The sequence below is a fragment of the Streptomyces sp. XY006 genome (assembly GCF_002237655.1).
GTDB lineage: Bacteria > Actinomycetota > Actinomycetes > Streptomycetales > Streptomycetaceae > Streptomyces > Streptomyces levis.
Genome location: NZ_NOKT01000014.1, coordinates 165,136 through 190,239, shown reverse-complemented (window position 1 = coordinate 190,239; position 25,104 = coordinate 165,136). Strand labels below are relative to the sequence as shown.

23 protein-coding genes are annotated in these 25,104 nt (G+C 73.1%); 9 read left to right on the top strand and 14 right to left on the bottom strand.

The genetic code is table 11. The features are described 5' to 3' along the window. Positions 1 to 19 precede the first annotated feature (19 nt). From CHR28_RS37815 to ssd, 7 genes are all read right to left on the bottom strand, one after another. Entirely contained in the window at positions 20 to 451 is a 432-nt protein-coding gene (locus CHR28_RS37815; protein ID WP_256984296.1) for an Rv3654c family TadE-like protein, read from the bottom strand. Beyond that, positions 448 to 807, bottom strand: coding sequence for a TadE family type IV pilus minor pilin (locus CHR28_RS18425; protein ID WP_094054737.1), 360 nt, complete (start codon positions 805 to 807; stop codon positions 448 to 450). The genes CHR28_RS37815 and CHR28_RS18425 overlap by 4 nt, the downstream gene beginning before the upstream one ends. Further along, positions 794 to 1,003 (bottom strand): DUF4244 domain-containing protein, encoded by a 210-nt coding sequence (locus tag CHR28_RS18420; protein ID WP_094054736.1) that lies wholly within the window; start codon positions 1,001 to 1,003, stop codon positions 794 to 796. Before CHR28_RS18420 ends, CHR28_RS18425 begins: the two co-directional genes overlap by 14 nt. A gap of 174 nt (positions 1,004 to 1,177) precedes the next feature. Then, positions 1,178 to 1,969, bottom strand: a complete 792-nt coding sequence (locus CHR28_RS18415; RefSeq protein ID WP_094054735.1) for a type II secretion system F family protein — start codon at positions 1,967 to 1,969, stop codon at positions 1,178 to 1,180. Then, complete coding sequence (locus tag CHR28_RS18410) at positions 1,966 to 2,841, bottom strand: type II secretion system F family protein (protein WP_094054734.1); 876 nt, start codon at positions 2,839 to 2,841, stop codon at positions 1,966 to 1,968. Before CHR28_RS18410 ends, CHR28_RS18415 begins: the two co-directional genes overlap by 4 nt. Then, positions 2,825 to 4,045, bottom strand: a complete 1,221-nt coding sequence (locus tag CHR28_RS18405; RefSeq protein ID WP_094054733.1) for a TadA family conjugal transfer-associated ATPase — start codon at positions 4,043 to 4,045, stop codon at positions 2,825 to 2,827. The genes CHR28_RS18410 and CHR28_RS18405 overlap by 17 nt, the downstream gene beginning before the upstream one ends. Then, complete coding sequence (ssd, locus tag CHR28_RS18400) at positions 4,042 to 5,154, bottom strand: septum site-determining protein Ssd (protein WP_094054732.1); 1,113 nt, start codon at positions 5,152 to 5,154, stop codon at positions 4,042 to 4,044. Before ssd ends, CHR28_RS18405 begins: the two co-directional genes overlap by 4 nt. 576 nt (positions 5,155 to 5,730) lie before the next feature. Between ssd and CHR28_RS18395 the strand changes: the two genes are divergently transcribed. Next, a complete protein-coding gene (locus CHR28_RS18395) occupies positions 5,731 to 6,564 on the top strand; it encodes an HAD family hydrolase (protein ID WP_094054731.1) in 834 nt (277 codons plus the stop codon). Between the two features lie 346 nt (positions 6,565 to 6,910). On the opposite strand, the gene CHR28_RS18390 is transcribed toward CHR28_RS18395, so the two are convergent. Next, positions 6,911 to 7,735, bottom strand: coding sequence for an oxidoreductase (locus tag CHR28_RS18390; RefSeq protein WP_094054730.1), 825 nt, complete (start codon positions 7,733 to 7,735; stop codon positions 6,911 to 6,913). A gap of 228 nt (positions 7,736 to 7,963) precedes the next feature. Then, positions 7,964 to 9,229 (bottom strand): polysaccharide deacetylase family protein, encoded by a 1,266-nt coding sequence (locus tag CHR28_RS18385; protein WP_094054729.1) that lies wholly within the window; start codon positions 9,227 to 9,229, stop codon positions 7,964 to 7,966. A 291-nt stretch (positions 9,230 to 9,520) separates the two neighbouring features. On the opposite strand from CHR28_RS18385, the gene CHR28_RS18380 reads away from it, so the two are divergent. The 6 genes from CHR28_RS18380 to CHR28_RS18355 all read left to right on the top strand — a co-directional run bounded on the left by CHR28_RS18380 (position 9,521) and on the right by CHR28_RS18355 (position 17,870). Then, the gene (locus CHR28_RS18380; protein ID WP_094054728.1) at positions 9,521 to 11,884 is read left to right on the top strand and encodes a SulP family inorganic anion transporter; all 2,364 of its coding nucleotides are present in this window, start codon (positions 9,521 to 9,523) and stop codon (positions 11,882 to 11,884) included. A 483-nt stretch (positions 11,885 to 12,367) separates the two neighbouring features. After that, positions 12,368 to 14,323 carry an acetate--CoA ligase gene (acs, locus tag CHR28_RS18375; RefSeq protein ID WP_094054727.1) on the top strand — a complete coding sequence of 652 codons (1,956 nt, stop codon included), beginning with the start codon at positions 12,368 to 12,370 and terminating at the stop codon, positions 14,321 to 14,323. 211 nt (positions 14,324 to 14,534) lie between these two features. Then, entirely contained in the window at positions 14,535 to 15,971 is a 1,437-nt protein-coding gene (gene nhaA, locus CHR28_RS18370) for a Na+/H+ antiporter NhaA (RefSeq protein WP_094054726.1), read from the top strand. A gap of 120 nt (positions 15,972 to 16,091) precedes the next feature. After that, positions 16,092 to 16,580, top strand: coding sequence for a phage holin family protein (locus tag CHR28_RS18365; protein ID WP_094054725.1), 489 nt, complete (start codon positions 16,092 to 16,094; stop codon positions 16,578 to 16,580). Continuing rightward, positions 16,577 to 17,515, top strand: a complete 939-nt coding sequence (locus CHR28_RS18360; RefSeq protein WP_094054724.1) for an alpha/beta fold hydrolase — start codon at positions 16,577 to 16,579, stop codon at positions 17,513 to 17,515. The genes CHR28_RS18365 and CHR28_RS18360 overlap by 4 nt, the downstream gene beginning before the upstream one ends. A 172-nt stretch (positions 17,516 to 17,687) precedes the next feature. After that, positions 17,688 to 17,870, top strand: a complete 183-nt coding sequence (locus CHR28_RS18355) for a hypothetical protein (RefSeq protein ID WP_078602692.1) — start codon at positions 17,688 to 17,690, stop codon at positions 17,868 to 17,870. A gap of 62 nt (positions 17,871 to 17,932) precedes the next feature. On the opposite strand, the gene CHR28_RS18350 is transcribed toward CHR28_RS18355, so the two are convergent. The 3 genes from CHR28_RS18350 to nth form a co-directional block, all read right to left on the bottom strand. Continuing rightward, positions 17,933 to 19,132: a MarP family serine protease gene (locus CHR28_RS18350; RefSeq protein ID WP_094054763.1), complete on the bottom strand. Its 1,200-nt coding sequence runs from the start codon at positions 19,130 to 19,132 to the stop codon at positions 17,933 to 17,935. Between the two features lie 13 nt (positions 19,133 to 19,145). Next, complete coding sequence (locus tag CHR28_RS18345; protein WP_094054762.1) at positions 19,146 to 19,841, bottom strand: NUDIX hydrolase; 696 nt, start codon at positions 19,839 to 19,841, stop codon at positions 19,146 to 19,148. Positions 19,842 to 20,073: 232 nt separating this feature from the next. Further along, positions 20,074 to 21,024, bottom strand: a complete 951-nt coding sequence (gene nth, locus CHR28_RS18340) for an endonuclease III (RefSeq protein ID WP_256984295.1) — start codon at positions 21,022 to 21,024, stop codon at positions 20,074 to 20,076. A gap of 440 nt (positions 21,025 to 21,464) precedes the next feature. Here nth and CHR28_RS18335 point away from each other — a divergent pair, with 440 nt between their 5' ends. Next, on the top strand, positions 21,465 to 22,139 hold the full coding sequence (locus CHR28_RS18335) for a Crp/Fnr family transcriptional regulator (protein ID WP_031115987.1): 675 nt from the start codon (positions 21,465 to 21,467) through the stop codon (positions 22,137 to 22,139). A gap of 281 nt (positions 22,140 to 22,420) precedes the next feature. Continuing rightward, on the top strand, positions 22,421 to 23,287 hold the full coding sequence (locus tag CHR28_RS18330; RefSeq protein ID WP_094054761.1) for a nucleotidyltransferase domain-containing protein: 867 nt from the start codon (positions 22,421 to 22,423) through the stop codon (positions 23,285 to 23,287). Positions 23,288 to 23,317: 30 nt separating this feature from the next. On the opposite strand, the gene CHR28_RS18325 is transcribed toward CHR28_RS18330, so the two are convergent. Beyond that, positions 23,318 to 24,148, bottom strand: coding sequence for an MBL fold metallo-hydrolase (locus CHR28_RS18325; protein ID WP_094054722.1), 831 nt, complete (start codon positions 24,146 to 24,148; stop codon positions 23,318 to 23,320). Then, on the bottom strand, positions 24,145 to 25,023 hold the full coding sequence (locus CHR28_RS18320; RefSeq protein ID WP_094054721.1) for an NUDIX hydrolase: 879 nt from the start codon (positions 25,021 to 25,023) through the stop codon (positions 24,145 to 24,147). The genes CHR28_RS18325 and CHR28_RS18320 overlap by 4 nt, the downstream gene beginning before the upstream one ends. Positions 25,024 to 25,104: the final 81 nt, after the last annotated feature.

Below are 25,104 nucleotides of genomic sequence, written 5' to 3'. Positions count from 1 at the left end.
GCAGAGCGTCCACCGCGGGTCACGGCAGAGGCAGAGCGGCCGCCGGAGGTCCGGGTGGGGCATCCGCCCGGTGGCCAGGGCTCACGGCCGGGAGATCCAGAGGTGCTGTCGGAGGACCGGCCCTCGCCCTGACCTGCGCCGTGAACGGCCCCCGTCCGGAAGCCGCCGTCACATCCGAGATCTCCCCGGCGACCTCGCACCGCACCAGTCGCACACCCTGGGCCCGGGCCACCCGGCCGGCGCGGGCGCAGGCCGCCGGACCGCCCTCGGCCCAGTGGTCCGCCGCCGCCAGCGCCGCGAGGTCCGCTCCGCCCGCCGCCCGGTGCCGGACCACGACGGCCTGTCCCAGCGCGAGGACGACACCGAACACCACACACAGGACCGCGATCGCTCCCACGCTCCAGACCGTGGCTGACCCCTGGTCGGGGGCGGCGCGCGACGGACGTTTCATGTGCCCACCGCCTCCTCCACAGCCGCCACGGCCTCCTCGCGCACCGCGAACGACAGCCCGCGCAGCACCGGCGGCTCGGCCACGACCACCACCCGCACGTGCTCCGCGTCCCGGCTCACCGTCACCTTCGCGCCCGGCGGCGCCGCCTCCCGGGCCAGCCGCACCACCGCGCCGGGCGGGTCCTGCCGGGCCGCCGCACGCGCACCCGTCCGCGCCGCGTCGACGCACTGGATCTGCGCGGCCACGACCAGCAGACCCCACACCAGTGCCATCGCGAACATCACCAGCACGGGCAGCACCACGGCCGACTCCGCCGTCACGAACCCCCGGTCCCCGCGCCGATCACATCCGCGCATTGAGGGCTTCCTTCACGATGCTCTGCAGCTCCGAACTGACCGCCCCGCTCGTGACGACCTTGTAGAGCACCACCGCGAACGCCACGGCCGCCACGATCCCCGTCGCATACTCCGAGGTGACCATCCCCGCGTCCCGCCGCGCCGCACGCATCCCGCGCACCAGGACCCGCAGCCGTGCCCGCACCATCTGAACCATCTCAACCCCCGTGGGAAAGAGCCCGAACCTCTGTCGGACGCCGCTTACTTGCTTCGGTCGCTTACTTGTTTCGTTGCTGCTTGCTGCGTCACTTGCTTGTTTCGTCGCTCGCCTGTCGCGCCGCTCGCGCGTCACCGCGACCCGCTTCCGTCCCTGCCTCCCGCTCCCCCGCCTCTAGCCACCACCTCCTCCCAGCACCCCGCCCGCGAGCCCGATCACCACGGGCAGCACCCCGACCGCGATGAACGCGGGCAGGAAGCACAGCCCGACCGGTGCGCTGACCGTGACGCCCGCCCGGCGGGCCCTGGCCGTCGCGGCCCGGCCCCAGTCGGCACGGGCCTCGGCGGCGAGCCGCGCGACCGGTACGGCAGCGGGCAGCCCGGACACATCGGCCCGTTCGAGCAGCCGCGCCAGCCCTCCGGCCCCCGGCAGGCCGGCCAGCCTCCGCCAGGCCGCCCCTGGTTCACCGCCCAGCCGCACCTCCGCCGCGCCCCGGGCCAGGGCGTCACCCACCGGCCCGCCCAGGGCCTCACCGACGGCCTGTGCCGCGACCACCGGGCCGGCGCCCGCCGCGATGCAGGCGGCCAGCAGGTCGGCGGCGAGGGGCAGTTGCCGTGCGGCCTCGGCGAGGTCGGGCCCGCCCGCGTCCGCCCGGGCCGCCGTCTCCTGCCGCAGCCGCCAACGCCATGTCCCCACCGCACCGGCCACGCCCACGGCGACCCCGGCGAGCCCACCGACCAGCGCCCACCCGGCGCACCCCACGCCCACGGGAGCCAGCCATGTGCGTGCTGCCCGGCGGAAGGCCGGACGCCGGACCGGAGCAGCCGCTTCGCGGGCGGACAGCTCCGCCAGCCGCCGCCGCATCCTCCGCCGGCGCCGGGCCTCCACCGCCCACCGCACCCAGCACCCGACGCCGAGCGCGATCCCCGCCGCCACCCCCAGGCTGTGGACAACTCCCCCGCTCATACGGCGCCCTCCGCCCCGCGCACGATCCGCAGCACCCACCACACCCCCAGGCCCTCCAGCGCACCTCCGGCGAGCAGGCAGGCCAGTCCCGCCGGGGTGTGCAGCAGGACGTGCAGGGGGTCGGCGCCGAGGGTGGTGCCGATGAAGAGGCCCAGGACCGGCAGGCCGGCGAGCATCACCGCCGTGGCCCGGGCACCGGACAACTGGGCCCTCAGGTCGGCGCGCTGGTCCCGTTCGGCGCGCAGCGCGGTGGCCAGCCGGTCGAGTCCGGCCGCGAGCCCGGCGCCCTGGTCCACGGCCACCCGCCAGCACGCCGCGAGCCCTCGCAGCCCTTCGGCGCCCGGTTGCCGTGCCGCCGTCGCGAGCGCCTCGGGCACGTCACCGCCGAAGCGCGCCGCCGCCAGGACCGTCGCCTGCGCGTCCGCGAGGCCACCGCACTCCCGCGCGGCCCGCAGCAGCGCCTCACCCGGCTGGCGTCCGGCCCGCACCTCACCGGCCAGCGCCCCGCACAGCGCGATCACCGCGTCGGCCCGCGACTCGCGGTCCCGCCGCGCCCGGCCGGCCACCCGGGCCCTGCGCAGCAGCGGCACCCCGGCCGCTCCCAGCAGGATCGGCAGCACCGACGCCCCCAGGACCGCCAGGACCAGCCCGGCCACCGGTGACCACCATTCGGCCGGCAGACGCCCGGGAACCTGCCGCAGCGCCTCGGCCGTCCACCGGCGTCCGGCCTGTGGATCGCCACCGACCGTGCCGCCGGCCGCGAGCAGCAGTCGTGCCCGGCGCGCCGCCGAGTCCCGCTCGTGCAGCAGCCACACCGCGGCTCCCGCGCACGCCACGGCCGCGCCCAGGGACATCTCAGCCGCGCCCGTCATGACCCACCCCCTTCGTCCCGTCCTCGCACAGCCCGTCCCCCTCGCCTCGGAGCAGCCCCCGCAGCCGCTCCCAGCCCCGCTCCCGCACGAAGGCCGCCTCTCCCCACCGCAGCGCCGGCACCGTCCGCACCAGGCCCGAGGGGTCCCGCTCCAGCACATGCACCTCGGCGATCCGCCGCCGCCCGGCCCGGTCGCGCACCAGGTGCAGCACCACGGAGAGGGCGGCCGCCACCTGGCTGTGCAGCGCGGCCCGGTCGAGCCCGGCGGCCGTGCCGAGCGCCTCCAGGCGGGCCGGCACCTGGGCGGCGGCGTTGGCGTGCACCGTCCCGCAGCCGCCCTCGTGGCCGGTGTTCAACGCGGCCAGCAGATGCACCACTTCGGGTCCGCGCACCTCACCCACGACCAGCCGGTCGGGCCGCATCCGCAGCGCCTGCCGCACCAGGTCCTCCAGGGTCACCAGGCCCGCGCCCTCCTGGTTGGCGGGTCTGGTCTCCAGCCGCACGACGTGGGGATGATCCGGCCGCAGCTCCGCCGAGTCCTCGGCGAGGACGATCCGCTCCTCCGGCCCGGCGAGCCCGAGCAAGGCGCTGAGGAGTGTCGTCTTGCCGGTCCCCGTGCCACCGCTGACCAGGAAGGACAGCCGTGCGTCGAGCAGGGCGCGCAGCACGCGGTCGCCGCCCGGCGGTACCGTGCCCGCCGCGACCAGCTCGCCCAGGGTGAAGGCACGCGGCCGTACGACCCGCAGCGCCAGACAGGCGCAGTCCACCGCCACCGGCGGCAGCACCGCGTGCAGCCGGGTCCCGTCGGGCAGCCGGGCGTCGACCCATGGGCGGGCGTCGTCCAGACGGCGGCCGGCCACGGCGGCCAGACGCTGGGCGAGCCGCCGTACGGCCGCCGCGTCGGCGAACCGCACCGAGGTCAGCTCCAGGCCGCCGCCGCGGTCGACCCAGACCCGGTCCGGGCCCGACACCAGCACGTCGGTCACCGACGGATCGGCCAGCAGCGGCTCCAGCGGCCCGCTGCCCACCAGCTCGGAGCGCAGCCGCGCGGCCGCTCCCAGGACCTCGGCGTCCCCGAGCACCCGCCCCTGTTCCCGCAGGGCCTGCGCCACGCGCGCGGGGGTCGGCTCGGCGCCGCTCTCGGCCAGCCACCGCCGCACCCCGTCGAGCAGCTCCACGCCCTGCGGCCCGGCCGGGGTGCTCATGCCGCACCCGCCTCGACCAGCGCCCGCTCCCAGAAGTCCTTGCAGAACCGGGCGAGCGCTCCGCGCGGTCGGGCACCCGGCGGTGCCGTGCCCCCGTCCGGGCGCAGCAGCCCCGGTTCCACCGGCACCTCGCCGACCAGGGGCAGTCCGAGCAGCCGGGCCACCTCCCGGTCGTCGAGCCCCGGCGGATACGGCCCGCGCACCGCCACCCGCAGATCGCGCAGGACCATGCCCACCGCGGACGCGACCCGCCCGGCAGCCGCGACGGCCCGCAGCTCGGCGGGCACCACCAGCACCCCGACGTCGAGCTGGCCGAGCACCTCGGCGACCCCGTCGTCGATGCGGCGCGGCAGGTCGACCACGACGGTGCCGCCCCGGCGCCGGGCCGCCGCCAGCACCGCGCGCACCGCCTGCGGCGGCACGGCGATCCGGTCACCGCGGTCCCAGCTGAGCACCCGCAAGGAGTGCAGCTCGGGCAGCGACTCCTCCAGGGCGCCTCCGCCGACCCGGCCTCGTGAGGAGGCGAAGGCGGGCCAGCGCAGCCCCTCGGCCGTCTCCCCGCCGAGGAGTACGTCGAGTCCGCCACCCAGCGGATCGGCGTCCACGAGAAGGGTGCGCAGTCCCTCCCGCGCGGAGGTGACGGCGAGGGCGCACGCGAGCGTGGACGCTCCGGCGCCGCCCCGGCCGCCGATCACCCCCACGGTGAGGGCGGGTCTGCCGACGCCCTCCGCCACGTCGGCGATCCGGTCGACCAGCCACTGCTCGCCGTCGGGCAGCATCAGGACGTGCTCGGCGCCGATCTCGACGGCCCGCCGCCACACCCCCGAGTCGTCCTGGTCCCGCCCGATCAGGACGACGCCCCTGCGGCGCGCCGCCCCGCGGACCCGGCGCGCGGCGTCGTCGCCCACGAGGACCAGCGGCGCGGCCTCCCAGCTGCCTCTGCGCTCGGGCACCCCGTGGTGCACCTCCGGTGTCGCCCCCGCCGCCGCGCACAGGCGCAGCAGGTCGTCGAGGAGTTCGGTGTCCTCGGTGACGATGAGCGGTCCGCCCTGCCGCCCTCCGGCGGGCGGCGGCGGATCGTGTGTGACGGCTCCGGTCACGGTGTCCATCCCCCTTCGCTGCTCGACTCGCGTGACCCCTGCGGTCCCGCGATTCCCAAACGTGGGAAGAACCGGCAAGGCGGCCTCCCTTTGACCGGCCGGCAGAAACCGGCCAAACGCCCCCCGGCAATCGGAACCAGCCCTGATCGGACCGCGAGCGGGATGCGCTGGAATCACGGTGCAGCGATCCCGGAAATCGTGTGGATCTTGGTGGAAAACTGTGGACGCCCCGGGGGTTGTGAATATCGCCGTCACCCATACCGGTGACGCCCTCGGACCCCCTGCGCGACGTCCACAGAGCAGCCCGACCGCTACGCAGAGTGACGGATCGTGGGCATGAGAAAGGGGCGGCCGCAGCCGCCCCGAGCGCGGCGCTCAGGCCGCGAGAAGAAGGGGAAAACCCATCCGGACATGCGACGACCCCCGCCGGGGGGGAGAGCGGGGGTCGTCCCCACGGCCGACTCGGGGGGGGAGGAGTCGGGCCGGGTTAGCACGGTCGCGAACGATCCGTGACTTCCATGGTGTACCCGAGAGCCTTCTCAGGCAAACCCACGCGCCCCACCTTACGCCGAATGGGCTGCCCCTATGCTCAAGGGCGTGGAAAACCACTCCTTGCCCCGCACAGCGGCCTTCTTTGACCTGGACAAGACGGTCATTGCGAAGTCGAGCACGCTCACCTTCAGCAAGTCGTTCTACCAAGGCGGTCTGATCAACCGCAGGGCCGTCTTGCGTACCGCATATGCCCAGTTCGTCTTCCTGGCCGGGGGCGCCGACCACGACCAGATGGAGCGGATGCGCGCCTACCTGTCCGCGCTGTGCCGCGGCTGGAACGTGCAGCAGGTCAAGGAGATCGTGGCCGAGACGCTGCACGATCTGATCGACCCGATCATCTACGACGAGGCCGCCTCCCTCATCGAGGAGCACCATACCGCGGGCCGCGACGTCGTGATCGTGTCCACGTCCGGTGCGGAGGTCGTCGAGCCGATCGGTGAACTGCTCGGCGCGGACCGGGTGGTGGCGACCCGCATGGTCGTGGGCGACGACGGCTGCTTCACCGGCGAGGTGGAGTACTACGCGTACGGCCCCACGAAGGCCGAGGCCATCCGGGAGCTGGCGGAGTCCGAGGGCTACGACCTCAGCCGCTGCTACGCCTACAGCGACTCGGCGACCGACGTGCCCATGCTGGAGTCCGTCGGCCACCCGCACGCCGTGAACCCGGACCGCGCGCTGCGCCGCGAGGCACTCGCGCGGGGCTGGCCGATCCTGGACTTCCACCGTCCGGTCCGGCTCAAGCAGCGCCTTCCCGCGTTCTCGGTGCCGCCCCGCCCGGCCCTCGTCGCGGTCGCCGCGATAGGCGCCGCCGCGGCCACCGCGGGACTGGTCTGGTACGCCAGCCGGCGCCGCCCAACGGTCGCCTGACCAGCGCTGCGCCCGGCGACTGGGCCGTGTCCTGTTTGAGGGTAAAAGTAAAGAAGTGCAGTCCGGACTTCCGCTTGTCCGGGGGCAGGAGTACAAAGGAGTCAACGGCCCGCGAGACCAAGGACATCCGCGAGGATCACCTTTTACAACGCATTTGGCCCCACGGACCGAGCATGAACACCGGGCACCCACGCGACGTCGACCCGTCGATTACGGGCCAGCCGCACCAGGTGACGGGCGAAGTTCCCGACCTGATGGGCATATTTCGAGGACGCTTGGTAACCCGGTGCTCATGCCAGCGGCGGTACGAGTTCTCGTACCGCCGCATCTCTGTGCCGGGGGAGGTTCAGGCGGCTCCGCGCTGGAGCGCCTCGCACACGGCCGTCGACTCGCGCGCCCCCAGTTCGACCGCCCTGCCGCAGTGGGCGATCCAGGCGGCCATGCCCTCCGGGGTGCCGGAGACGTACCCGTCGAGGGCCTGGAGGTAGGCCTCGCGGCCCAGCTCGGCGTAGCCGACCTCGGCCGGGCAGACGGACTTCGGGTCCAGGCCGCTGCCGACCAGCACGATGCGCTCGGCCGTGCGCGCGATCAGGCCGTTGTGGGACGTGAAGGGGCGCAGGGCGAGGAGTTCGCCGTGCACGACGGCGGCCGTGACCAGCGCCGGCGCGGAGCCGCCCGCGATGATCAGCTCCGCCAGCCCGTCCAGCCTGCCGTGTGCCTCGGCCGCGCTCGGCAGTGGCAGGGACACCAGCGGTTCGTCGACCGGCTCGCCCTCCTGGCGGGGCCGTCCCACCTGGTCGGCCTGGTCGGCGGCCGCCACCAGGTGCAGCCGGGCCAGCACCCGCAGGGGCGACTGCCGCCAGATCGACAGCAGCTGGCCCGCTTCCGCGGTGAGCCGCAGCGCGGCGCCGACGGTGCGCGCCTCGTCGTCGCCGCTGAAGTCCGTGCGCCGCCGCACCTCCTCCAGGGCCCAGTCCGCGCCCGACAGGGCGGCCGAGCCGCGGGCGCCGCGCAGGGCGGCCTCGGAGGTGATCGCGTTGCTGCGCCGCCGCATGATCCGGTGCCCGTAGACCCGGTCGACGGCCTTGCGCACGGATTCCACGGAATCGGCCACTCCGGGCAGCGCCCCCAGGGCCGCGAGGGGATCGGCGGTCGCGCCTGCTGTACTCATGAGTACGACCCTACGCACCCGAGGGCCCCGCCCCACGGCGGAGTGGCCTTCTTCACGCGCGCCGCCCCGCACCATTGCGCGCCCAAGCCCGGTACTGCTGCACACGCGTGCCCCGCACCATTGCGCGCTCATGCCCGGTACGGCTGCATACGCGGACCCCGTACGACTGCGGGCGCATGCCCGGCACGACCACGCGCGCGTGCCGGGCACGGCTGTCCTTCCTCGGTGTCACCCCTTCGCCGCGGGAGCGCCGGGCACGCCCTTCGGGGCCGGGGCCGGGCGCGCCGCCAGGAAGGGCGCCCAGCCCTGCTTGGGCGCCTCGCCGACCTTCAGGGTGCGCAGCTTCTCCAGCGTGGCCGGGTCCTGGGCGTCGAGCCAGTCCACGAGCTGCCGGAACGAGACGCAGCGCACCTCCTCCTTGGTGCACACCGTCTCGATGACCTCCTCGACGGCCCGCATGTAGGTGCCGCCGTTCCAGGACTCGAAGTGGTTCCCGATGATCAGGGGCGCTCGGTTGCCGTCGTAGGCGCGCTGGAAGCCCTTCAGCAGGCCGTCGCGCATCTGGTCGCCCCAGAAGTCGTGCATCGCGGGGTTGCCCTGGGTGCTGGTGCCCGACTGGTTGACCATGAAGTTGTAGTCCATGGTGAGCTGCTCGAAGGAGTGGCCGGGGAACGGCACGAGCTGCATGGACAGGTCCCACAGGCCCTGCTTGCGCTGGGGCCAGACCTGGTCGGTGACGCCGCTGGTGTCGTAGCGGAAGCCCAGGTCGCGGGCCGCCTTCATGAAGTTCCGCTGGCCTTCGAGGCAGGGGGTGCGGGCGCCGATGAGCTCCTTGTCGTAGTCGAAGGGCAGCGGCGGGGCGTTCTTCAGGCCGGTGTTGCTCTTCCAGGTCTTCACGAACTGCTTGGCCTGGGCGATCTCGTCCTTCCAGTCCTTCACCGACCACTCGCCGACCCCGCCGCCGCTGCCGCAGAAGTGGCCGTTGAAGTGGGTACCGATCTCGTTGCCCTCCAGCCACGCCAGGCGCAGCTGCTTCACGGTGGCGGCGATGCCGCGGCGGTCGTTGAACCCGATGTCGGAGCGGCCCGGGGAGTGCTGGGGCGGCCGGTACAGGTCCCTCTTCTCCTCCGGCAGCAGGTACACGCCGCTCAGGAAGTACGTCATGGTCGCGTTGTTCTTCCGGGCGACCTTGCGGAAGTGGGAGAACAGCTTCTGGCTGTCCTCGCCGGCGCCGTCCCAGGAGAAGACGACGAACTGCGGGGGCTTCTGGCCGGGGCGCAGCCGCTCCGCTCTGGGCAGGTGGGGCTGGGCGCCGGTGTAGGCGGTGGAGCCGTCTCCGATGAGCCGGACCATGCTCTTGGGAGCCTGGGCGGGCTTCGCCTTGGAGGGCTCGGGGGCGGCTTGGCGGGGGGTGCCGGCCGCGCAACCGGCGAGCGATGCGGCGCAGACCGCGGCGATCACGGAGCACGCGGCGATCCTGGGGGTGGCGGCCATGTTCCGTCCACCTTCTTCCTTCTCTCGGGTGCCGACAGCGCCGCCAAAGTCGCACGGGACGAAGAAGGAATTAGTACGACAAGCCGATCAGATAGCCACTTCACTCTTCGGGGTGATCTATTCGCCCATTTGCCCGTAATGTCTATGCTCACCCTTTACTCTGCATTACGATCCGTTTACCGAGCGTTGATTTATCCCGCCGAAATACGCCGTGACCCACGGCCGCGACCGCCCCGCCCCGTGCGGGACCCCAGTCACGCGACCGCGCAGCCCCGGAGGAGACGGGAAACGATGTCAGCCTGCGTCCCCACGCGTACCACCGACCCGAACCGCACCGAACGCACTCATCCACCCCACAGTCCGCCGCCGTCCGGCCCCCGCCGCTTCCGCATCGCGGGTGCCGACGTGTCGGCCTCGATCGCGGTCTTCCTGATCGCCCTGCCCCTGTCCCTGGGCATCGCCCTCGCCACCGGCGCCCCGCTCCAGGCCGGCCTCGTCGCCGCCGCCGTGGGCGGACTCGTCGCCGGATGGCTCGGCGGCTCCCCGCTCCAGGTGAGCGGCCCCGCCGCCGGACTCACGGTCGTCACCGCCGACCTCATCCAGCGCTACGGCTGGCGGACGACCTGCGCCATCACCGTCCTCGCCGGACTCGCCCAACTCGGGCTCGGCTGCCTGCGCGTGGCCCGCGGCGCCCTCGCCGTCAGCCCCGCCATCGTGCACGGCATGCTCGCCGGCATCGGTGTCACCATCGCCGTCGCCCAGCTGCACATCGTGCTCGGCGGCACGCCGCAGAGCTCCGTCCCGGACAACCTGCGCGCACTGCCCGCCCAGTTGGCGCAGATGCGCCCGGCGTCGGTATCGGTCAGCGCGCTCACGCTGGCGCTGCTGCTGCTCTGGCCGAGACTGCCCGGGCGGGCCGGACGCCTGCTGCGGAAGATCCCGGCCGCGCTCATCGCCGTCGCCGGAGCCACCGCGGCCGCCGCCCTGGCCGGTCTGCGCCTGCCCAAGGTCGATCTGCCGTCCTGGAGCAACCACGCCCTGGCGGGCCTGCCCGAGGGCCCCGTACTGGGCCTGGTCGCCGCCGTGTTGACCACCACGCTGGTGTGCAGCGTGCAGTCGCTGCTCGGAGCGGTGGCCGTGGACAAGCTGGTGGCGGGCCGCCCGGGCCTGCCCGCCGGGGTCGGCCGCTCCGACCTCGACCGGGAACTGCTCGGGCAGGGCGCCGCCAACATCGTCTCCGGCTCGCTCGGCGGCCTGCCCATCGCCGGCGTGGCCGTGCGGACGACGGCGAATGTGAACGCGGGAGCGGTGAGCCGGAACTCCACGATGCTGCACGGCGTTCTCGTAGTGATCGCCACGCTGCTGATGGTCCCGCTCCTGGAGCTCATCCCGCTCGCCTCGCTCGCCGCCCTGGTGATGTCCGTCGGCATCCAGATGGTGTCGCTGAACCACATCCGCACGGTCACGCGCCACCGAGAGGTGTGGGTCTACGCCGTCACCACCCTGGGCGTGGTCTCGCTCGGCGTCCTCCAGGGCGTCGCCCTGGGCATCGCCATGGCCGTGGCGGTCGCCCTGCACCGCCTCACCCGCACCCGCATCACGCACGAGGAGAGGGAAGGAGTCCATCACGTACACGTCAGAGGGCAGTTGACGTTCCTCGCGGTGCCGCGGCTCAGCCGTGCCCTGCATCTCGTCCCGCACGGCGCGGACACCGTCGTCGAGCTGGACGGGTCGTTCATGGACCACGCGGCGTACGAGACGCTGCAGGACTGGCAGAAGACGCACACCGCCCAGGGCGGCACGGTCGAGATCACCGGCCGGCACCCCGGCACGCGCATCTCCGAGCCCTCCACCGTCTCCGACTGCCGCTGCCGGCCCTGGACGGCCTGGCGCAACCACCAGTGCGAAGGCCCGCAGTCCACGCCCCCGCCCGAGAAGAACGAGGACGGATCGGACGGGCCCGAGCCGGACCCCACCGGCGCCGGCCGCGGGCACGAACTGGCGCGTGGCATCAGCGCCTTCCAGCGCAACACCGCGCCCCTGGTGCGCAGCGAGCTGGCCCGGCTGGCGCGCGAGGGACAACGGCCGTCGCAGCTCTTTTTGACCTGCGCCGACTCACGACTGGTCACGTCGATGATCACCTCCAGTGGTCCGGGCGACCTCTTCGTCGTGCGCAACGTGGGCAACCTCGTGCCGCGTCCGGGCGAGGAGAGCGGCGACGACTCGGTGGCAGCAGCGATCGAGTACGCCGTGGACGTCCTGCGCGTCCGGTCCATCACGGTGTGCGGGCACTCGGGTTGCGGTGCCATGCAGGCCCTGCTCAACTCCGAGCCGGGAGGCACCCGTACCCCACTGGAGCGGTGGCTGCGGCACGGACGGCCGAGCGTGGAGCGCATGGCCGACGGCAGCCGGCCCTGGGGCAGCCTGGCCGGACGGGCGCCCGAGGACCCGGTCGAGCAGCTCTGCCTGATCAACGTCGTCCAGCAGCTGGAACACCTGCGCGCCCACGACTCGGTGGCCCGGGCCATCGAGGAGGGCACGCTGGAGCTGCACGGGATGTACTTCCACGTGGGTGAGGCCGAGTCGTACCTGCTCACCGACGCGGAGGGCGGCGGCGCCTTCGACCGGGTCCGGGAGACGGACCTGACGGCATGACGGACCTGACGGCATGAGCCGGGTCGACCGGCAGCGGCGCACCGACGTGAGCCGGTCGACCCAACAGTCCGGCACTCGGCCAGCGGGCCGCCGGGCCGGGTGCGCGGGCCCCCGCGCCTGGGGCACGCGCACCCTGCCACCCACCGGAGTCCTCTAGTCGGGCCCCGCCCACCGACGCCCTCACACCGGAGCCTCCCGCCCGAGCCCCTGCCCACCGACGCCCGCCCCAGGGTCGGGCGCCGGCCCGGCCCCCCGCCCCCAAGCCACTCCCACCACCTCCCAGCCCCCGGCCGCTCCCGCGTGACCGTCGTTACATTTGCTGAACTTTCCCTGGTCGGCGTCCGTGGGTACGGATGACCCCGGCCGCCGACAGCACCGCCGGACAGGTCTAAACCAATCGGCGGTCGGCCCTTGTCATCGCACCCCCGGGTCTGATGAGCTGTGGCCTGGGACACAACGGACACCCTGGGAAAGGCAGATGCCGTGAGCAACGAAAGCCTGGCCAACCTGCTCAAGGAAGAGCGCAGGTTCGCACCCCCCGCCGACCTGGCCGCGAACGCCAACGTCACCGCGGAGGCGTATGAACAGGCCAAGGCTGACAGGCTCGGCTTCTGGGCCGAGCAGGCCCGCCGGCTGACCTGGGCCAAGGAGCCCACCGAGACGCTCGACTGGTCGAACCCGCCGTTCGCCAAGTGGTTCAAGGACGGCGAGCTCAACGTCGCCTACAACTGCGTCGACCGGCACGTCGAGGCCGGCCACGGCGACCGGGTCGCCATCCACTTCGAGGGCGAGCCGGGCGACAGCCGCGCCCTCACCTACGCCGAGCTCAAGGACGAGGTCTCCAGGGCGGCCAACGCGCTGCTGGAGCTGGGAGTTCAGGCCGGGGACCGGGTCGCCGTCTACATGCCGATGATCCCCGAGACGGCGATCGCGATGCTGGCCTGCGCCCGGATCGGCGCCGCCCACTCGGTCGTCTTCGGCGGTTTCTCCTCGGACGCCCTCGCCACCCGCATCCAGGACGCCGACGCGCGCGTGGTCATCACCGCCGACGGCGGCTACCGGCGCGGCAAGCCGTCCGCGCTCAAGCCGGCCGTGGACGAGGCCGTGACGAAGGCGGGCAACGTCGACCACGTCCTGGTCGTGCGCCGCACGGGCCAGGAGGTCGCCTTCACCGAGGGCCGCGACGTGTGGTGGGACGACCTGGTGGGCCGCCAGAGCGCGGAGCACACCCCGCAGGCCTTCGACGCCGAGCACCCGCTGTTCATCCTGTACACCTCGGGCACCACGGGTAAGCCGAAGGGCATCCTGCACACCTCCGGCGGCTACCTCACCCAGACCGCCTACACCCACCACGCCGTCTTCGACCTCAAGCCGGAGACCGACGTCTACTGGTGCACCGCCGACGTCGGCTGGGTCACCGGCCACTCGTACATCGTCTACGGCCCGCTGGCCAACGGCGCGACCCAGGTCATGTACGAGGGCACGCCCGACACCCCGCACCAGGGCCGCTTCTGGGAGATCGTCCAGAAGTACGGCGTCACGATCCTCTACACGGCGCCGACCGCGATCCGCACGTTCATGAAGTGGGGCGACGACATCCCCGCCAAGTTCGACCTGTCCAGCCTGCGCGTGCTGGGCTCGGTGGGCGAGCCGATCAACCCCGAGGCCTGGATCTGGTACCGCAAGAACATCGGCGGCGACCGCACCCCGATCGTCGACACCTGGTGGCAGACCGAGACCGGCGCCATGATGATCACCCCGCTGCCGGGCGTGACCGCCACCAAGCCCGGCTCGGCGCAGACGCCGCTGCCCGGCATCTCCGCGACCGTCGTGGACGACGAGGCGAACGAGGTGCCGAACGGCGGCGGTGGCTACCTGGTGCTGACCGAGCCGTGGCCGTCGATGCTGCGCACCATCTGGGGCGACGACCAGCGGTTCATCGACACGTACTGGTCGCGCTTCGAGGGCAGGTACTTCGCCGGTGACGGCGCCAAGAAGGACGACGACGGCGACATCTGGCTGCTCGGCCGGGTCGACGACGTCATGCTCGTCTCCGGGCACAACATCTCCACCACCGAGGTCGAGTCGGCCCTCGTCTCGCACCCGTCGGTCGCCGAGGCGGCCGTGGTCGGCGCGGCGGACGAGACGACCGGGCAGGCGATCGTCGCGTTCGTGATCCTGCGCGGGACGGCCGCCGAGACCGAGACCCTGGTCGCCGAGCTGCGCACGCACGTGGGCAACACCCTGGGCCCGATCGCCAAGCCGAAGCGGATCCTGCCGGTGGCCGAGCTGCCCAAGACCCGCTCCGGCAAGATCATGCGCCGGCTGCTCCGGGACGTCGCCGAGAACCGCCAGCTCGGTGACGTCACCACGCTGACGGACTCCACGGTCATGGACCTCATCCAGGCCAAGCTGCCGGCCGCGCCCAGCGAGGACTGATCACCCACGCGCATGGCGCAGGCCAGCAAGGGCACCCGGCGGTCGGTCCGCCGGGTGCCCTTCGCACACTCCGCCGCACACCCCCGGCGCAGATCAGGGGGTGCGGGCGACCACACCCTTAGCTAAACTAAGAAAAACAAGTGCTCCATGGTGCGCCGGGAAGTCTGGTCGGCAAGCGCTCAGCCCTGCCCACCGACCGGAGGTCCTCCCCGTGACCGCGCCCCGCTCCAGCACCCCCCGCAAGGTCCTCGGACGGCTCTCGCTCCCCGAGCGGACCTACGTGGCGGACGCGCTGCGCACCGAGACGGTCGGCGGGGTGCTGCTGCTCGTCGCCGCGGTCGCCGCGCTGCTGTGGGCGAACATCCCCGGGCTGCACGACAGCTACGAGAGCGTCGCCGACTTCCACTTCGGCCCCGCCGCCCTCGGCCTCGACCTGTCGGTCGCGCACTGGGCCGCCGACGGACTGCTCGCGATCTTCTTCTTCGTCGCCGGTATCGAACTCAAACGCGAACTCGTCGCCGGTGATCTGCGCGACCCCAAGGCCGCCGCGCTCCCGGTCGTGGCCGCCCTGTGCGGCATGGCCGTACCGGCGCTCGTCTACACCCTCACCAACGTCACCGGCGGCGGTTCCCTGGCCGGCTGGGCCGTGCCGACCGCCACCGACATCGCCTTCGCGCTCGCCGTGCTCGCCGTCATCGGCACGTCCCTGCCGAGCGCGCTGCGGGCGTTCCTGCTCACGCTCGCCGTCGTCGACGACCTCTTCGCGATCCTGATCATCGCCGTGTTCTTCACGGACGGGCTGAACTTCGCCGCGCTCGGCGGTGCCGTGGCGGGCCTGGTCGTCTTCTGGCTGCTGCTGCGGGCCGGCGTACGCGGCTGGTACGTGTACGTGCCGCTCGCGCTGGTGATCTGGGCGCTGATGTACAACAGCGGCGTCCACGCCACCATCGCCGGTGTCGCCATGGGCCTGATGCTGCGCTGCCACCGCAAGGAGGGCGAGGCCCACTCCCCCGGCGAGCACATCGAGCACCTCGTGCGGCCGCTGTCGGCCGGACTGGCCGTACCGCTGTTCGCGCTGTTCAGCGCGGGTGTCGCCGTGTCCGGCGGGGCGCTCGCCGAGGTGTTCACCACCCCCGAGACCCTCGGGGTCGTGCTCGGGCTGGTCGTCGGCAAGGCGCTCGGCATCTTCGGCGGGACGTGGCTGACGGCCCGTTTCACCCGGGCCTCGCTCAGCGAGGACCTGGAATGGGCGGACGTGTTCGCCGTGGCGAGCCTGGCCGGCATCGGCTTCACGGTCTCGCTGCTCATCGGCGAACTCGCCTTCGAGGGCGACCAGGCCATGACCGGCGCGGTCAAGGCCGCGGTGCTGACGGGCTCGCTCGTCGCCGCGGTCCTCGCGACCGTCCTGCTGAAGATCCGGAACGCCAAGTACCGCCGTCTGTGGGAGGAAGAGGAGCGCGACGAGGACGCCGACGGCATCCCGGACATCTACGAGGAGGACGACCCGGCCTACCACTTGCGCCTGGCCGAGCGCTACGAACGCAAGGCCGCCGAGCACCGCCGGATCGCCCAGGAGAAGGCAGACGCGCGCCACGGGCTTGCCGAAGTGCCGGGCGGGGCAGGCGATGACCGCGACGGTCCGGCATGATCTGACGAGACGGTACAAAAGACGGGACCGTACGCAGTCAGGCCGTACGCAGTCGGACGACTGTGGCGAGTCAGGCACAGGACGCGGAAATCGGACCGTACGCAGAAGAGGGAGACCGCGATGAGCGCACCCGACGGCAGCCCGGTCGGCGCCGAACGCAGCATCGGCCAGCTGTTCGCCTCGGCGACGGCGGACATGTCGGCGCTGGTGCACGACGAGATCGCGCTGGCCAAGGCCCAGCTCAAGCAGGACGTCAAGCGCGGCGCGACCAGCGGCGGCGCGTTCTCGCTGGCCGGCGCGGTGCTGATCTTCTCCCTGCCGATGCTGAACTTCGCGCTGGCGTACGGCATCCGCACCTGGAGCGAGTGGAACCTCGCCGTCTGCTTCCTGCTGTCCTTCGCGGCGAACGTGCTGGTCGCGCTCGTCCTCGCGCTGATCGGCGTGGTCTTCGCGAAGAAGGCCAAGAAGAGCAAGGGCCCGCAGAAGGTCGCCGCCTCGATGAAGGAGAGCGCGGTCGTCCTGCAGAACGCCAAGCCGCACCCGCGTCCGGAGCTCACGCAGGACCGGGTCCCCGAGGCCATCGAGGCTGTGGCACGCTCGTCGTCATGACGGACCCCGCCCCTGCCCCGGCACAACCGGCCTCGGCCGTCCTCCTGGACGGCCCCTGGAGCCACCGCGACGTCGCCGCCAACGGCGCCCGCTTCCACATCGCCGAGCTGGGCGACGGGCCGCTGGTGCTGCTGCTGCACGGTTTCCCGCAGTTCTGGTGGACCTGGCGGCACCAGCTGGTGGCGCTCGCCGACGCCGGCTTCCGGGCCGTCGCGATGGACCTGCGCGGTGTCGGGGGCAGCGACCGCACACCGCGCGGCTACGACCCCGCCAACCTCGCGCTCGACGTCACCGGGGTCATCCGCTCGCTGGGCGAGCCGGACGCCGCGCTCGTCGGTCACGACCTGGGCGGATACCTGGCGTGGACGGCCGCCGCGATGCGCCCCAAGCTGGTGCGGCGGCTGGCGGTCTCCTCCATGCCGCACCCGCGGCGCTGGCGCTCGGCCATGCTGCGGGACGTCAAGCAGACCCGCGCCGGTTCACACATCTGGGGGTTCCAGCGGCCCTGGATCCCGGAACGGCAGCTCACCGCCGACGACGGGGCGCTGGTGGCCGAGCTGATCCAGGAGTGGTCCGGGCCGCGCCCGCCCGAGGAGGAGGCGCTGGAGAACTACCGCCGCGCCATGTGCATCCCCTCGGCGGCGCACTGCGCGGTCGAGCCGTACCGCTGGATGGTGCGCTCCCTGGCCCGCCCGGACGGTATCCAGTTCAACCGGCGGATGAAGCGGCCGGTGCGCGTGCCGACGCTCCATCTGCACGGCTCGCTCGACCCGGTGATGCGCACGCGCAGCGCGGCCGGCTCCGGCGAGTACGTCGAAGCCCCCTACCGCTGGCGGCTGTTCGACGGTCTCGGCCACTTCCCGCACGAGGAGGACCCGGTCGCCTTCTCCGCGGAACTCATCAACTGGCTGCGGGATCCCGAACCCGACCGGTGACCGCGCGACCCCCGGCCGGTGACCGGCTGAACCCCAATCAGTGACCGCGCGACCCCGTCCAGTACGCCCCGCCTGAACGCTTGTCCTACGAACGGCCACTTGCCCGGCGCATAGGCCAATTGGACCCGCCGGAGGCGGTTATCGACCATGCGGCGGGGGCACACGTCGGGGTATGGGCTGGACGCACGATTACAGTGACGCAAGCCGCAATCGCCGCTCGGCGGGCGGAGCGAACCCCCACCAACGCAGCGGTGCACCGCAGATGGCGACCGCCGACCCCCGGGTCGGGATCCCGCGCATCCTCCGCCGCCGGGCCCGCTGGGTCTCCGTACGGCTGCGCCACACACGCGACTGACGCGTCACCCCCGCGAGTGACCTGCGCGGGACGCGCCGGCGCACCCGGCTCCAGGACCGTCCCTACAGGGCGCAGCTGTCGCTGCCCACCTGCCGGTTGGCGGTGCGGCCCTTGGTGATGTCGTCCTGGATCTCGTCCACGGTGAGCGCGTATCCCGTCTCGGCGTCGTCGAGGGACTTGGCGAACACCACGCCGTAGACCTTGCCGTCGGGCGTGAGGAGCGGGCCGCCGGAGTTGCCCTGGCGGACGGTCGCGTAGAGGGAGTAGACGTCGCGGCGGACCGTGCCGCGGTGGTAGATGTCCGGGCCGTTGGCCGTGATGCGGCCCCGCACGCGCGCGGCCCGCACGTCGTACGCCCCGTTCTCCGGGAAGCCCGCGACGATCGCGCTGTCGCCGCTGGTCGCGTCTTCGGAGGTGAACCGCAGCGCGGGCGCCTTGAGGTCCGGCACGTCCAGCACGGCGATGTCGCGCCGCCAGTCGTAGAGCACGACCTTGGCGTCGTACTTCTTGCCCTCGCCGCCTATCTGCACGGTGGGCTCGTCGACGCCGCCCACCACGTGCGCGTTGGTCATGACGCGGCGGTCGGAGAAGACGAATCCGGTGCCCTCCAGGACCTTGCCGCAGCTCGGGGCCGTGCCCATGACCTTGACGATGGAGCGCTGGGCGCGGGTCGCGACCGGGCTGTTCGCCAGGGCCGGGTCGGGCGGCTGGACGTCGGTGATCGGCTCGTTCGCGAACGGGCTGAAGACCTGTGGGAAGCCGTTCTGCGCGAGGACGGAGGAGAAGTCCGCGAACCAGGTGGCGGCCTGGTCCGGCAGCGCCTGGGAGACACCGAGCAGCACCTTGGAGTTGCGGACCTCCTTGCCGAGCGTCGGCAGGGTCGTGCCCGCGAGGGCCGAGCCGATCAGCCAGGCGACCAGGAGCATGGCCACGACGTTGACCAGGGCGCCGCCGGTGGCGTCCAGCGCCCGGGCCGGGGACCAGGTGATGTGCCGGCGCAGCTTGTTGCCGAGGTGGGTGGTGAGGGCCTGGCCTACGGACGCGCAGACGATGACGACGACGACCGCCACGACAGCGGCGGTCGTGCTCACCTCCGCGTTGTCCGTGAGCGCGTCCCAGATGACGGGCAGCACGTAGACCGCGACGAGGCCACCGCCCAGGAAGCCGATCACCGACAGGATGCCGACGACGAACCCCTGGCGGTACCCGACGACCGCGAACCACACGGCGGCGACCAGCAACAAGATGTCCAGCACGTTCACGAAGGCCACCCTGTCATGCGCGCCAGTCGAGCGGGACCTGCTTCTCCCGGTCCCAGGGCCGCTCCCAGCCCGCGTAGTGCAGCAGCCGGTCGATGATTCCGGCCGTGAAACCCCAGACAAGGGCCGATTCGACGAGAAATGCCGGACCTCGGTGGCCGCTGGGGTGGACCGTGGTCGCCCTGTTCGCCGGGTCCGTGAGATCCACCACGGGGACGGTGAAGACCCGGGCGGTCTCGTTCGGATCGACGACGCCGACCGGGCTCGGCTCGCGCCACCAGCCCAGCACCGGCGTCACGACGAAACCGCTGACCGGGATGTAGAGGCGGGGCAGGACGCCGAACAGCTGCACGCCGGCCGGGTCGAGGCCCGTCTCCTCCTCCGCCTCGCGCAGGGCGGCGCGCAGCGGGCCGTCACCGTGCGGGTCGCCGTCCTCCGGGTCGAGGGCGCCGCCCGGGAACGAGGGCTGGCCGGCGTGCGTCCGCAGGGAGCTCGCGCGCTCCATCAGCAGCAGCTCGGGCCCGCGCTCGCCCTGCCCGAAGAGGACCAGCACGGCGGACTGCCGCCCGGCGCCGTCCTTCGGCGGCAGGAAGCGGCTGAGTTGCGTCGGCCGGACCGTCTCCACCGCGTGCACCACCGGGTCCAGCCAGGCGGGCATGCCCTCCTTGGTCACCGTCACCGGCCCGCCCTGTGTGCCGCTCGCCCGCGTCATCGCCACCCCCGTCGTCCTGCCGCTTCCAACGCCCTGCACCCACGGGATCGTTCCGGAACGGCACACGATCCACCCTGCGGGGGGCTCGTGGGGTGATGCGGGGGGCTTGCGGGGTGAACGGGAGAGCGCGCGGGACGCACGCGGCGGCTCGCGCGATCGGCAGCACGCCCCGTCAGCCCTCCGCTGCGGGGCCCCGTACGGCCCGCCCGGACCGTACCGCCGGTGGGGCGCCTCATCCGGCCCCCAGTGGCGGGGCCGGTTTGCCGCCCGCGTCCAGATAGGCCTGCGGGGGCCGCAGACGCTGCCCGGGGAAGCCGCCCTTCTCGTACTTGAGGAGCTTCTTCGCCTTCTCCGGGTCCGTCTCCCCCTCCCCGTACGCGGGGCAGAGCGGGGCGATCGGGCAGGCGCCGCAGGCGGGCTTGCGGGCGTGGCAGATGCGGCGGCCGTGCCAGATGACGTGGTGCGAGAGGTCCGTCCAGTCGCTCTTCGGGAAGAGCGCGCCGACCGCGGCCTCGATCTTGTCCGGGTCGGTCTCGGCGGTCCACTGCCAGCGGCGCACCAGGCGCTGGAAGTGCGTGTCCACGGTGATGCCGGGGCGCCCGAAGGCGTTGCCGAGCACGACGAACGCGGTCTTGCGGCCGACACCGGGCAGTTTGACCAGGTCCTCCAGCCGGCCGGGCACCTCCCCGCCGAACTCCTCCACCAGGGCCTTCGACAGCCCTATGACCGACTTGGTCTTGGCCCGGAAGAAGCCGGTCGGGCGGAGGATCTCCTCGACCTCCTCCGGGTTGGCGGCGGCGAGGTCCTCGGGGGTGGGGTACTTGGCGAAGAGGGCGGGTGTCGTCTGGTTGACGCGCAGGTCGGTGGTCTGCGCGGAGAGGACCGTGGCGACGACGAGCTGGAAGGGGTTGTCGAAGTCCAGCTCGGGGTGGGCGTACGGATAGACCTCGGCGAGCTCGCGGTTGATCCGGCGAGCCCGGCGCACCAGCGCCGTGCGCGACTCGTCGCCCGGCGGGTGGACGACAGCCTTCGCGGGGGCCGCGCCCTTGACCCGGGCGGTGGCCTTCTGGGGCGCGACGGTGACCTTCTTGGCGGCGGGCGCCTTCCTGGCGGGGGCGGCTTTCTTGGCGGGTGCGGCCTTCTTGGCGGAGGCCGCCTTCTTTACAGAGGCAGCCTTCTTCACTGAGGCCGCCTTCTTGGCGGAAGTCGCTTTCTTCGCAGGCGCGGCGCCACTCGCAGAAGCCGCTTTCCTCGCAGGCGCGGGCCTCTTCGCAGGAGCGGCCTTCTTCGCAGCCGCCCCTGTCGCTTTCGCCGTTTTCCTACCGCCATCGGGGCTCTGTTCGCCCACAGCGGAATCGCGACGTACAACCACCCGCGCAGCCCCCTCGGCCTGTGCTCTCACCGGCGATTTGGACACCCGGCCAGCCTAAGGCCAGCGACTGACATCCGCCCCGGCCCTCGAAGATCGGCGCCCAATTGGACCCCTGCCGCGTACCCCGGGACACCTGTGCGGCATCCTTGTGACAGATCACACTGTTTGGACCGTCCGGCAAAATGGGCACCACGGTCCCCTGGTACGCGGGGGAGCAAGATCCCCTGAGCAGGTCGAAAGGGAGAGAACTCGTGGACGACGTTCTGCGGCGCAATCCGCTCTTCGCGGCGCTCGATGACGAGCAGGCCGCGGAGCTCCGCGCCTCCATGAGTGAGGTGACCCTCGCCCGCGGTGACTCGCTGTTCCATGAGGGCGACCCCGGTGACCGCCTCTATGTGGTCACCGAGGGCAAGGTCAAGCTGCACCGCACGTCCCCCGACGGCCGGGAGAACATGCTGGCCGTGGTCGGCCCCGGCGAGCTCATCGGCGAGCTGTCGCTGTTCGACCCGGGTCCGCGCACGGCGACGGCCACCGCGCTGACCGAGGTGAAGCTGCTCGGCCTCGGCCACGGCGACCTCCAGCCCTGGCTGAACGCCCGGCCCGAGGTGGCCTCGGCGCTCCTGCGCGCCGTCGCCCGCCGGCTGCGCAAGACCAACGACGCGATGTCCGACCTCGTCTTCTCGGACGTGCCGGGCCGGGTCGCCCGCGCCCTGCTCGACCTGTCGCGCCGGTTCGGCGTGCAGTCGGAGGAGGGCATCCACGTGGTGCACGACCTCACGCAGGAGGAGCTCGCCCAGCTGGTCGGCGCGTCCCGCGAGACGGTCAACAAGGCCCTGGCGGACTTCGCCCAGCGCGGCTGGCTCCGCCTGGAGGCCCGTGCGGTGATCCTCCTGGACGTGGAGCGCCTCGCCAAGCGTTCGCGCTGACGCGAGCCCGCCGTACGTCATCGGGCCCTGTCTCCCCGGGAGACGGGGCCCGACGTCGTGCACGCCCCGGCCCACCGGTCCCTGGCGCCTCGAAAAAACCGGCGGCGCCGCAATCCCGCCCACGCCACAGTGACCGTATGACCGGCAGCACGAGTGACCGCGCGAACGGCAGCACGAGCGAACGCATGACCGGCAGCACGAGTCATCGCGCGAGCGGCGGTACGAACGAGCCCATGACCGGCGGCACCAATGACCACGTGAGCGGCGGCACGAGTCACCGCATGGCCGGCGACACGAGTGACCGTACGACCGGCAGCGCGGCGGGCCGACCCGGGGTCGATGCGCAGGGCCGCCTCATGCGGGAGGGCTCCCTCGCGTGCGTGCCCCGCTCCTTCCGCCCGGTCGTCGACGCGGCCGGGAAGCGCCTGACGGACGTGTTCGGGCCCCGGCTGCACAGCGCGTACCTCTACGGGTCCGTTCCGCGCGGCACCGCGCGCGTGGGCCGCAGCGATCTCGACCTGCTGCTCGCCCTGCACGAGGAACCGACCGGGACGGACCGCGCCGACGCCCTGGCGCTCGGCGCGGCGCTGGACGGCGAGTTCGGGCAGATCGACGGGTGCGGCACCCTGCTGTTCAGCCGGGCGCGGCTGCTGAGCGACCTGGAGCGGTACGACCTGGGCTGGTTCGTCGCCTGTCTGTGCACACCGCTGCTGGGCGAGGACCTGGCCGCGCGGCTGCCCCGCTACCGCCCCCACACCCTGCTGGCCCGCGAGACCAACGGCGATCTGCACCTGCTCCTGCCCCGCTGGCGCCGGCGGATCGACGACGCGAACCATGCGGAGGACACGGCCGGGGCCCGCCGCACGCTGGTGCGTGCCCTGTCCCGGCACCTCGTCCGCACCGGCTTCACCCTGGTCATGCCCCGCTGGAACGGCTGGACGAGCGATCTGCGGGAGATGGCCGAGGCGTTCGCCGGGTTCTACCCGGAGCGTGCCGGTCAGATGCGGGACGCGGCCGTTCTGGGCTTGGAGCCGACGGGTGACGCAGTAGTCCTCAGGTCGTACGTGGACGATCTCGGGCCCTGGCTCGCCGGGGAGTACGCGCGCGTGCACGGCGTCAAAGCTCCCCGCCCTCCCGGCTGGTCCTAGCCGGCGCCTGCGGGCCCGGCCGGGGAGCTCCTAGATGAGCCCGTGCTCCTCCAGGTAGTCCAGCTGCGCGCGTACGGACAGTTCCGCCGCCGGCCACAGGGAGCGGTCGACGTCGGCGTAGACGTGGGCGACGACCTCGGCCGGGCTGCGGTGGCCGTCCTCGACGGCGGTCTCGACCTGGGCGAGGCGGGTGGCACGGTGGGCGAGGTAGTACTCGACGGCGCCCTGGGCGTCCTCCAGGACCGGCCCGTGGCCCGGCAGGACCGTGTGGACGCCGTCGTCGACCGTGAGGGACCTCAGACGGCGCAGGGAGTCCAGATAGTCGCCGAGACGGCCGTCCGGGTGGGCCACGACCGTGGTGCCACGGCCCAGGACCGTGTCGCCGGTCAGCACCGCCCCGTCGGCCGGGATGTGGAAGCAGAGGGAGTCCGAGGTGTGGCCGGGCGTGGGGACGACGCGCAGTTCCAGCCCGCCGGTGGTGACGACGTCCCCGGCGGCCAGCCCCTCGTCGCCGAGGCGCAGCGCCGGATCCAGCGCACGCACGCGCGTGCCGGTCAGCTCGGCGAACCGGGCCGCGCCCGCCGCGTGGTCGGGATGGCCGTGGGTCAGCAGGGTCAGGGCGACGCGCCGGCCGGCCTGCTCGGCGGTGGCGACGACCTGGCGCAGGTGTCCTTCGTCGAGCGGGCCCGGGTCGACCACGACGGCGAGGTCCGAGTCCGGCTCGGACAGGATCCAGGTGTTCGTGCCGTCGAGGGTCATCGCCGACGGGTTGGGGGCCAGGACGTTGACGGCCCGCGCGGTGGCGGGCCCCGAGAGGACCCCGCCCCGGGGGCGGCCGGGAAGGGCTGCTGCGTCCGTCATGCGGGGGCTCCACCGGTCGGGGCGGTCGGGATGTGTTTGGTGAACTCGTCGTGGCCGGGCCAGGCGAGCACGATCTCGCCGTCCACCAGCCGGGCGGTGGCCAGCACGGGCGTGAGGTCACGGCCCGGGGCCGCGGCGAGGGCGTCGGCGGCCGTCCCGTACGCCGTCAGCTGGCGCAGTGTCGAGATGGTCGGCGGCATCATCAGCAGCTCGCCCCGGTCGTACCCGGCGGCCGCCTCACGCGGGGCGATCCACACCGTGCGGTCGGCCTCCGTGGAGGCGTTGCGGGTGCGCTGCCCCTCGGGGAGGGCGGCCACGAAGAAGAAGGTGTCGTAGCGGCGGGCCTCGAACTCGGGGGTGATCCAGCGGGTCCAGGCGCCGAGCAGGTCCGAGCGCAGCACCAGCCCGCGGCGGTCCAGGAACTCGGCGAAGGACAGGTCCCGCGCGACCAGGGCGGCGCGGTCGGTCTCCCAGTCGGCGCCGGTGGTGTCCCCGACGACCGCGTCGGGCGCCGGGCCGGCGAGCAGCACGCCCGCCTCCTCGTACGTCTCCCGCACGGCCGCGCAGACGATCGCCTGGGCGGCCGTCTCGTCGACGCCGAGCCGGTCCGCCCACCACGCGCGCGTGGGGCCCGCCCAGCGGACGTGGTGGTCGTCGTCGCGCGGGTCGACACCGCCGCCCGGATACGCGTACGCGCCTCCGGCGAAGGCCATGGAGGCGCGTCGGCGCAGCATGTGGACGGCCGGGCCGCTGCCCGTGTCCTTCAGGAGCATGACGGTGGCCGCGCGCCTGGGGGTCACCGGGGTGAGGGTGCCGGCCGCGAGTGCGCGGATGCGGTCCGGCCACTCCGGGGGGTACCACTGACCGTTCGCCATGGGCGCGAGGCTATCCCGTGACGGGCGGATGTTCGAGTGGCCCCCGGGTACGGATCGCGCAGCTCGGACGGGTGCGGGGTG

What these genes read in the sequence shown, in the direction of transcription:
- CHR28_RS37815 (WP_256984296.1), bottom strand. Translation starts at nt 451, where the DNA reads ATGAAACGTCCGTCGCGCGCCGCCCCCGACCAGGGGTCAGCCACGGTC.
- CHR28_RS18425 (WP_094054737.1), bottom strand. Translation starts at nt 807, where the DNA reads ATGCGCGGATGTGATCGGCGCGGGGACCGGGGGTTCGTGACGGCGGAG.
- CHR28_RS18420 (WP_094054736.1), bottom strand. Translation starts at nt 1,003, where the DNA reads ATGGTTCAGATGGTGCGGGCACGGCTGCGGGTCCTGGTGCGCGGGATG.
- CHR28_RS18415 (WP_094054735.1), bottom strand. Translation starts at nt 1,969, where the DNA reads ATGAGCGGGGGAGTTGTCCACAGCCTGGGGGTGGCGGCGGGGATCGCG.
- CHR28_RS18410 (WP_094054734.1), bottom strand. Translation starts at nt 2,841, where the DNA reads ATGACGGGCGCGGCTGAGATGTCCCTGGGCGCGGCCGTGGCGTGCGCG.
- CHR28_RS18405 (WP_094054733.1), bottom strand. Translation starts at nt 4,045, where the DNA reads ATGAGCACCCCGGCCGGGCCGCAGGGCGTGGAGCTGCTCGACGGGGTG.
- ssd (WP_094054732.1), bottom strand. Translation starts at nt 5,154, where the DNA reads ATGGACACCGTGACCGGAGCCGTCACACACGATCCGCCGCCGCCCGCC.
- CHR28_RS18395 (WP_094054731.1), top strand. Translation starts at nt 5,731, where the DNA reads ATGCTCAAGGGCGTGGAAAACCACTCCTTGCCCCGCACAGCGGCCTTC.
- CHR28_RS18390 (WP_094054730.1), bottom strand. Translation starts at nt 7,735, where the DNA reads ATGAGTACAGCAGGCGCGACCGCCGATCCCCTCGCGGCCCTGGGGGCG.
- CHR28_RS18385 (WP_094054729.1), bottom strand. Translation starts at nt 9,229, where the DNA reads ATGGCCGCCACCCCCAGGATCGCCGCGTGCTCCGTGATCGCCGCGGTC.
- CHR28_RS18380 (WP_094054728.1), top strand. Translation starts at nt 9,521, where the DNA reads ATGTCAGCCTGCGTCCCCACGCGTACCACCGACCCGAACCGCACCGAA.
- CHR28_RS18365 (WP_094054725.1), top strand. Translation starts at nt 16,092, where the DNA reads ATGAGCGCACCCGACGGCAGCCCGGTCGGCGCCGAACGCAGCATCGGC.
- CHR28_RS18360 (WP_094054724.1), top strand. Translation starts at nt 16,577, where the DNA reads ATGACGGACCCCGCCCCTGCCCCGGCACAACCGGCCTCGGCCGTCCTC.
- CHR28_RS18355 (WP_078602692.1), top strand. Translation starts at nt 17,688, where the DNA reads ATGGGCTGGACGCACGATTACAGTGACGCAAGCCGCAATCGCCGCTCG.
- CHR28_RS18345 (WP_094054762.1), bottom strand. Translation starts at nt 19,841, where the DNA reads ATGACGCGGGCGAGCGGCACACAGGGCGGGCCGGTGACGGTGACCAAG.
- CHR28_RS18330 (WP_094054761.1), top strand. Translation starts at nt 22,421, where the DNA reads ATGGCCGGCGACACGAGTGACCGTACGACCGGCAGCGCGGCGGGCCGA.
- CHR28_RS18325 (WP_094054722.1), bottom strand. Translation starts at nt 24,148, where the DNA reads ATGACGGACGCAGCAGCCCTTCCCGGCCGCCCCCGGGGCGGGGTCCTC.
- CHR28_RS18320 (WP_094054721.1), bottom strand. Translation starts at nt 25,023, where the DNA reads ATGGCGAACGGTCAGTGGTACCCCCCGGAGTGGCCGGACCGCATCCGC.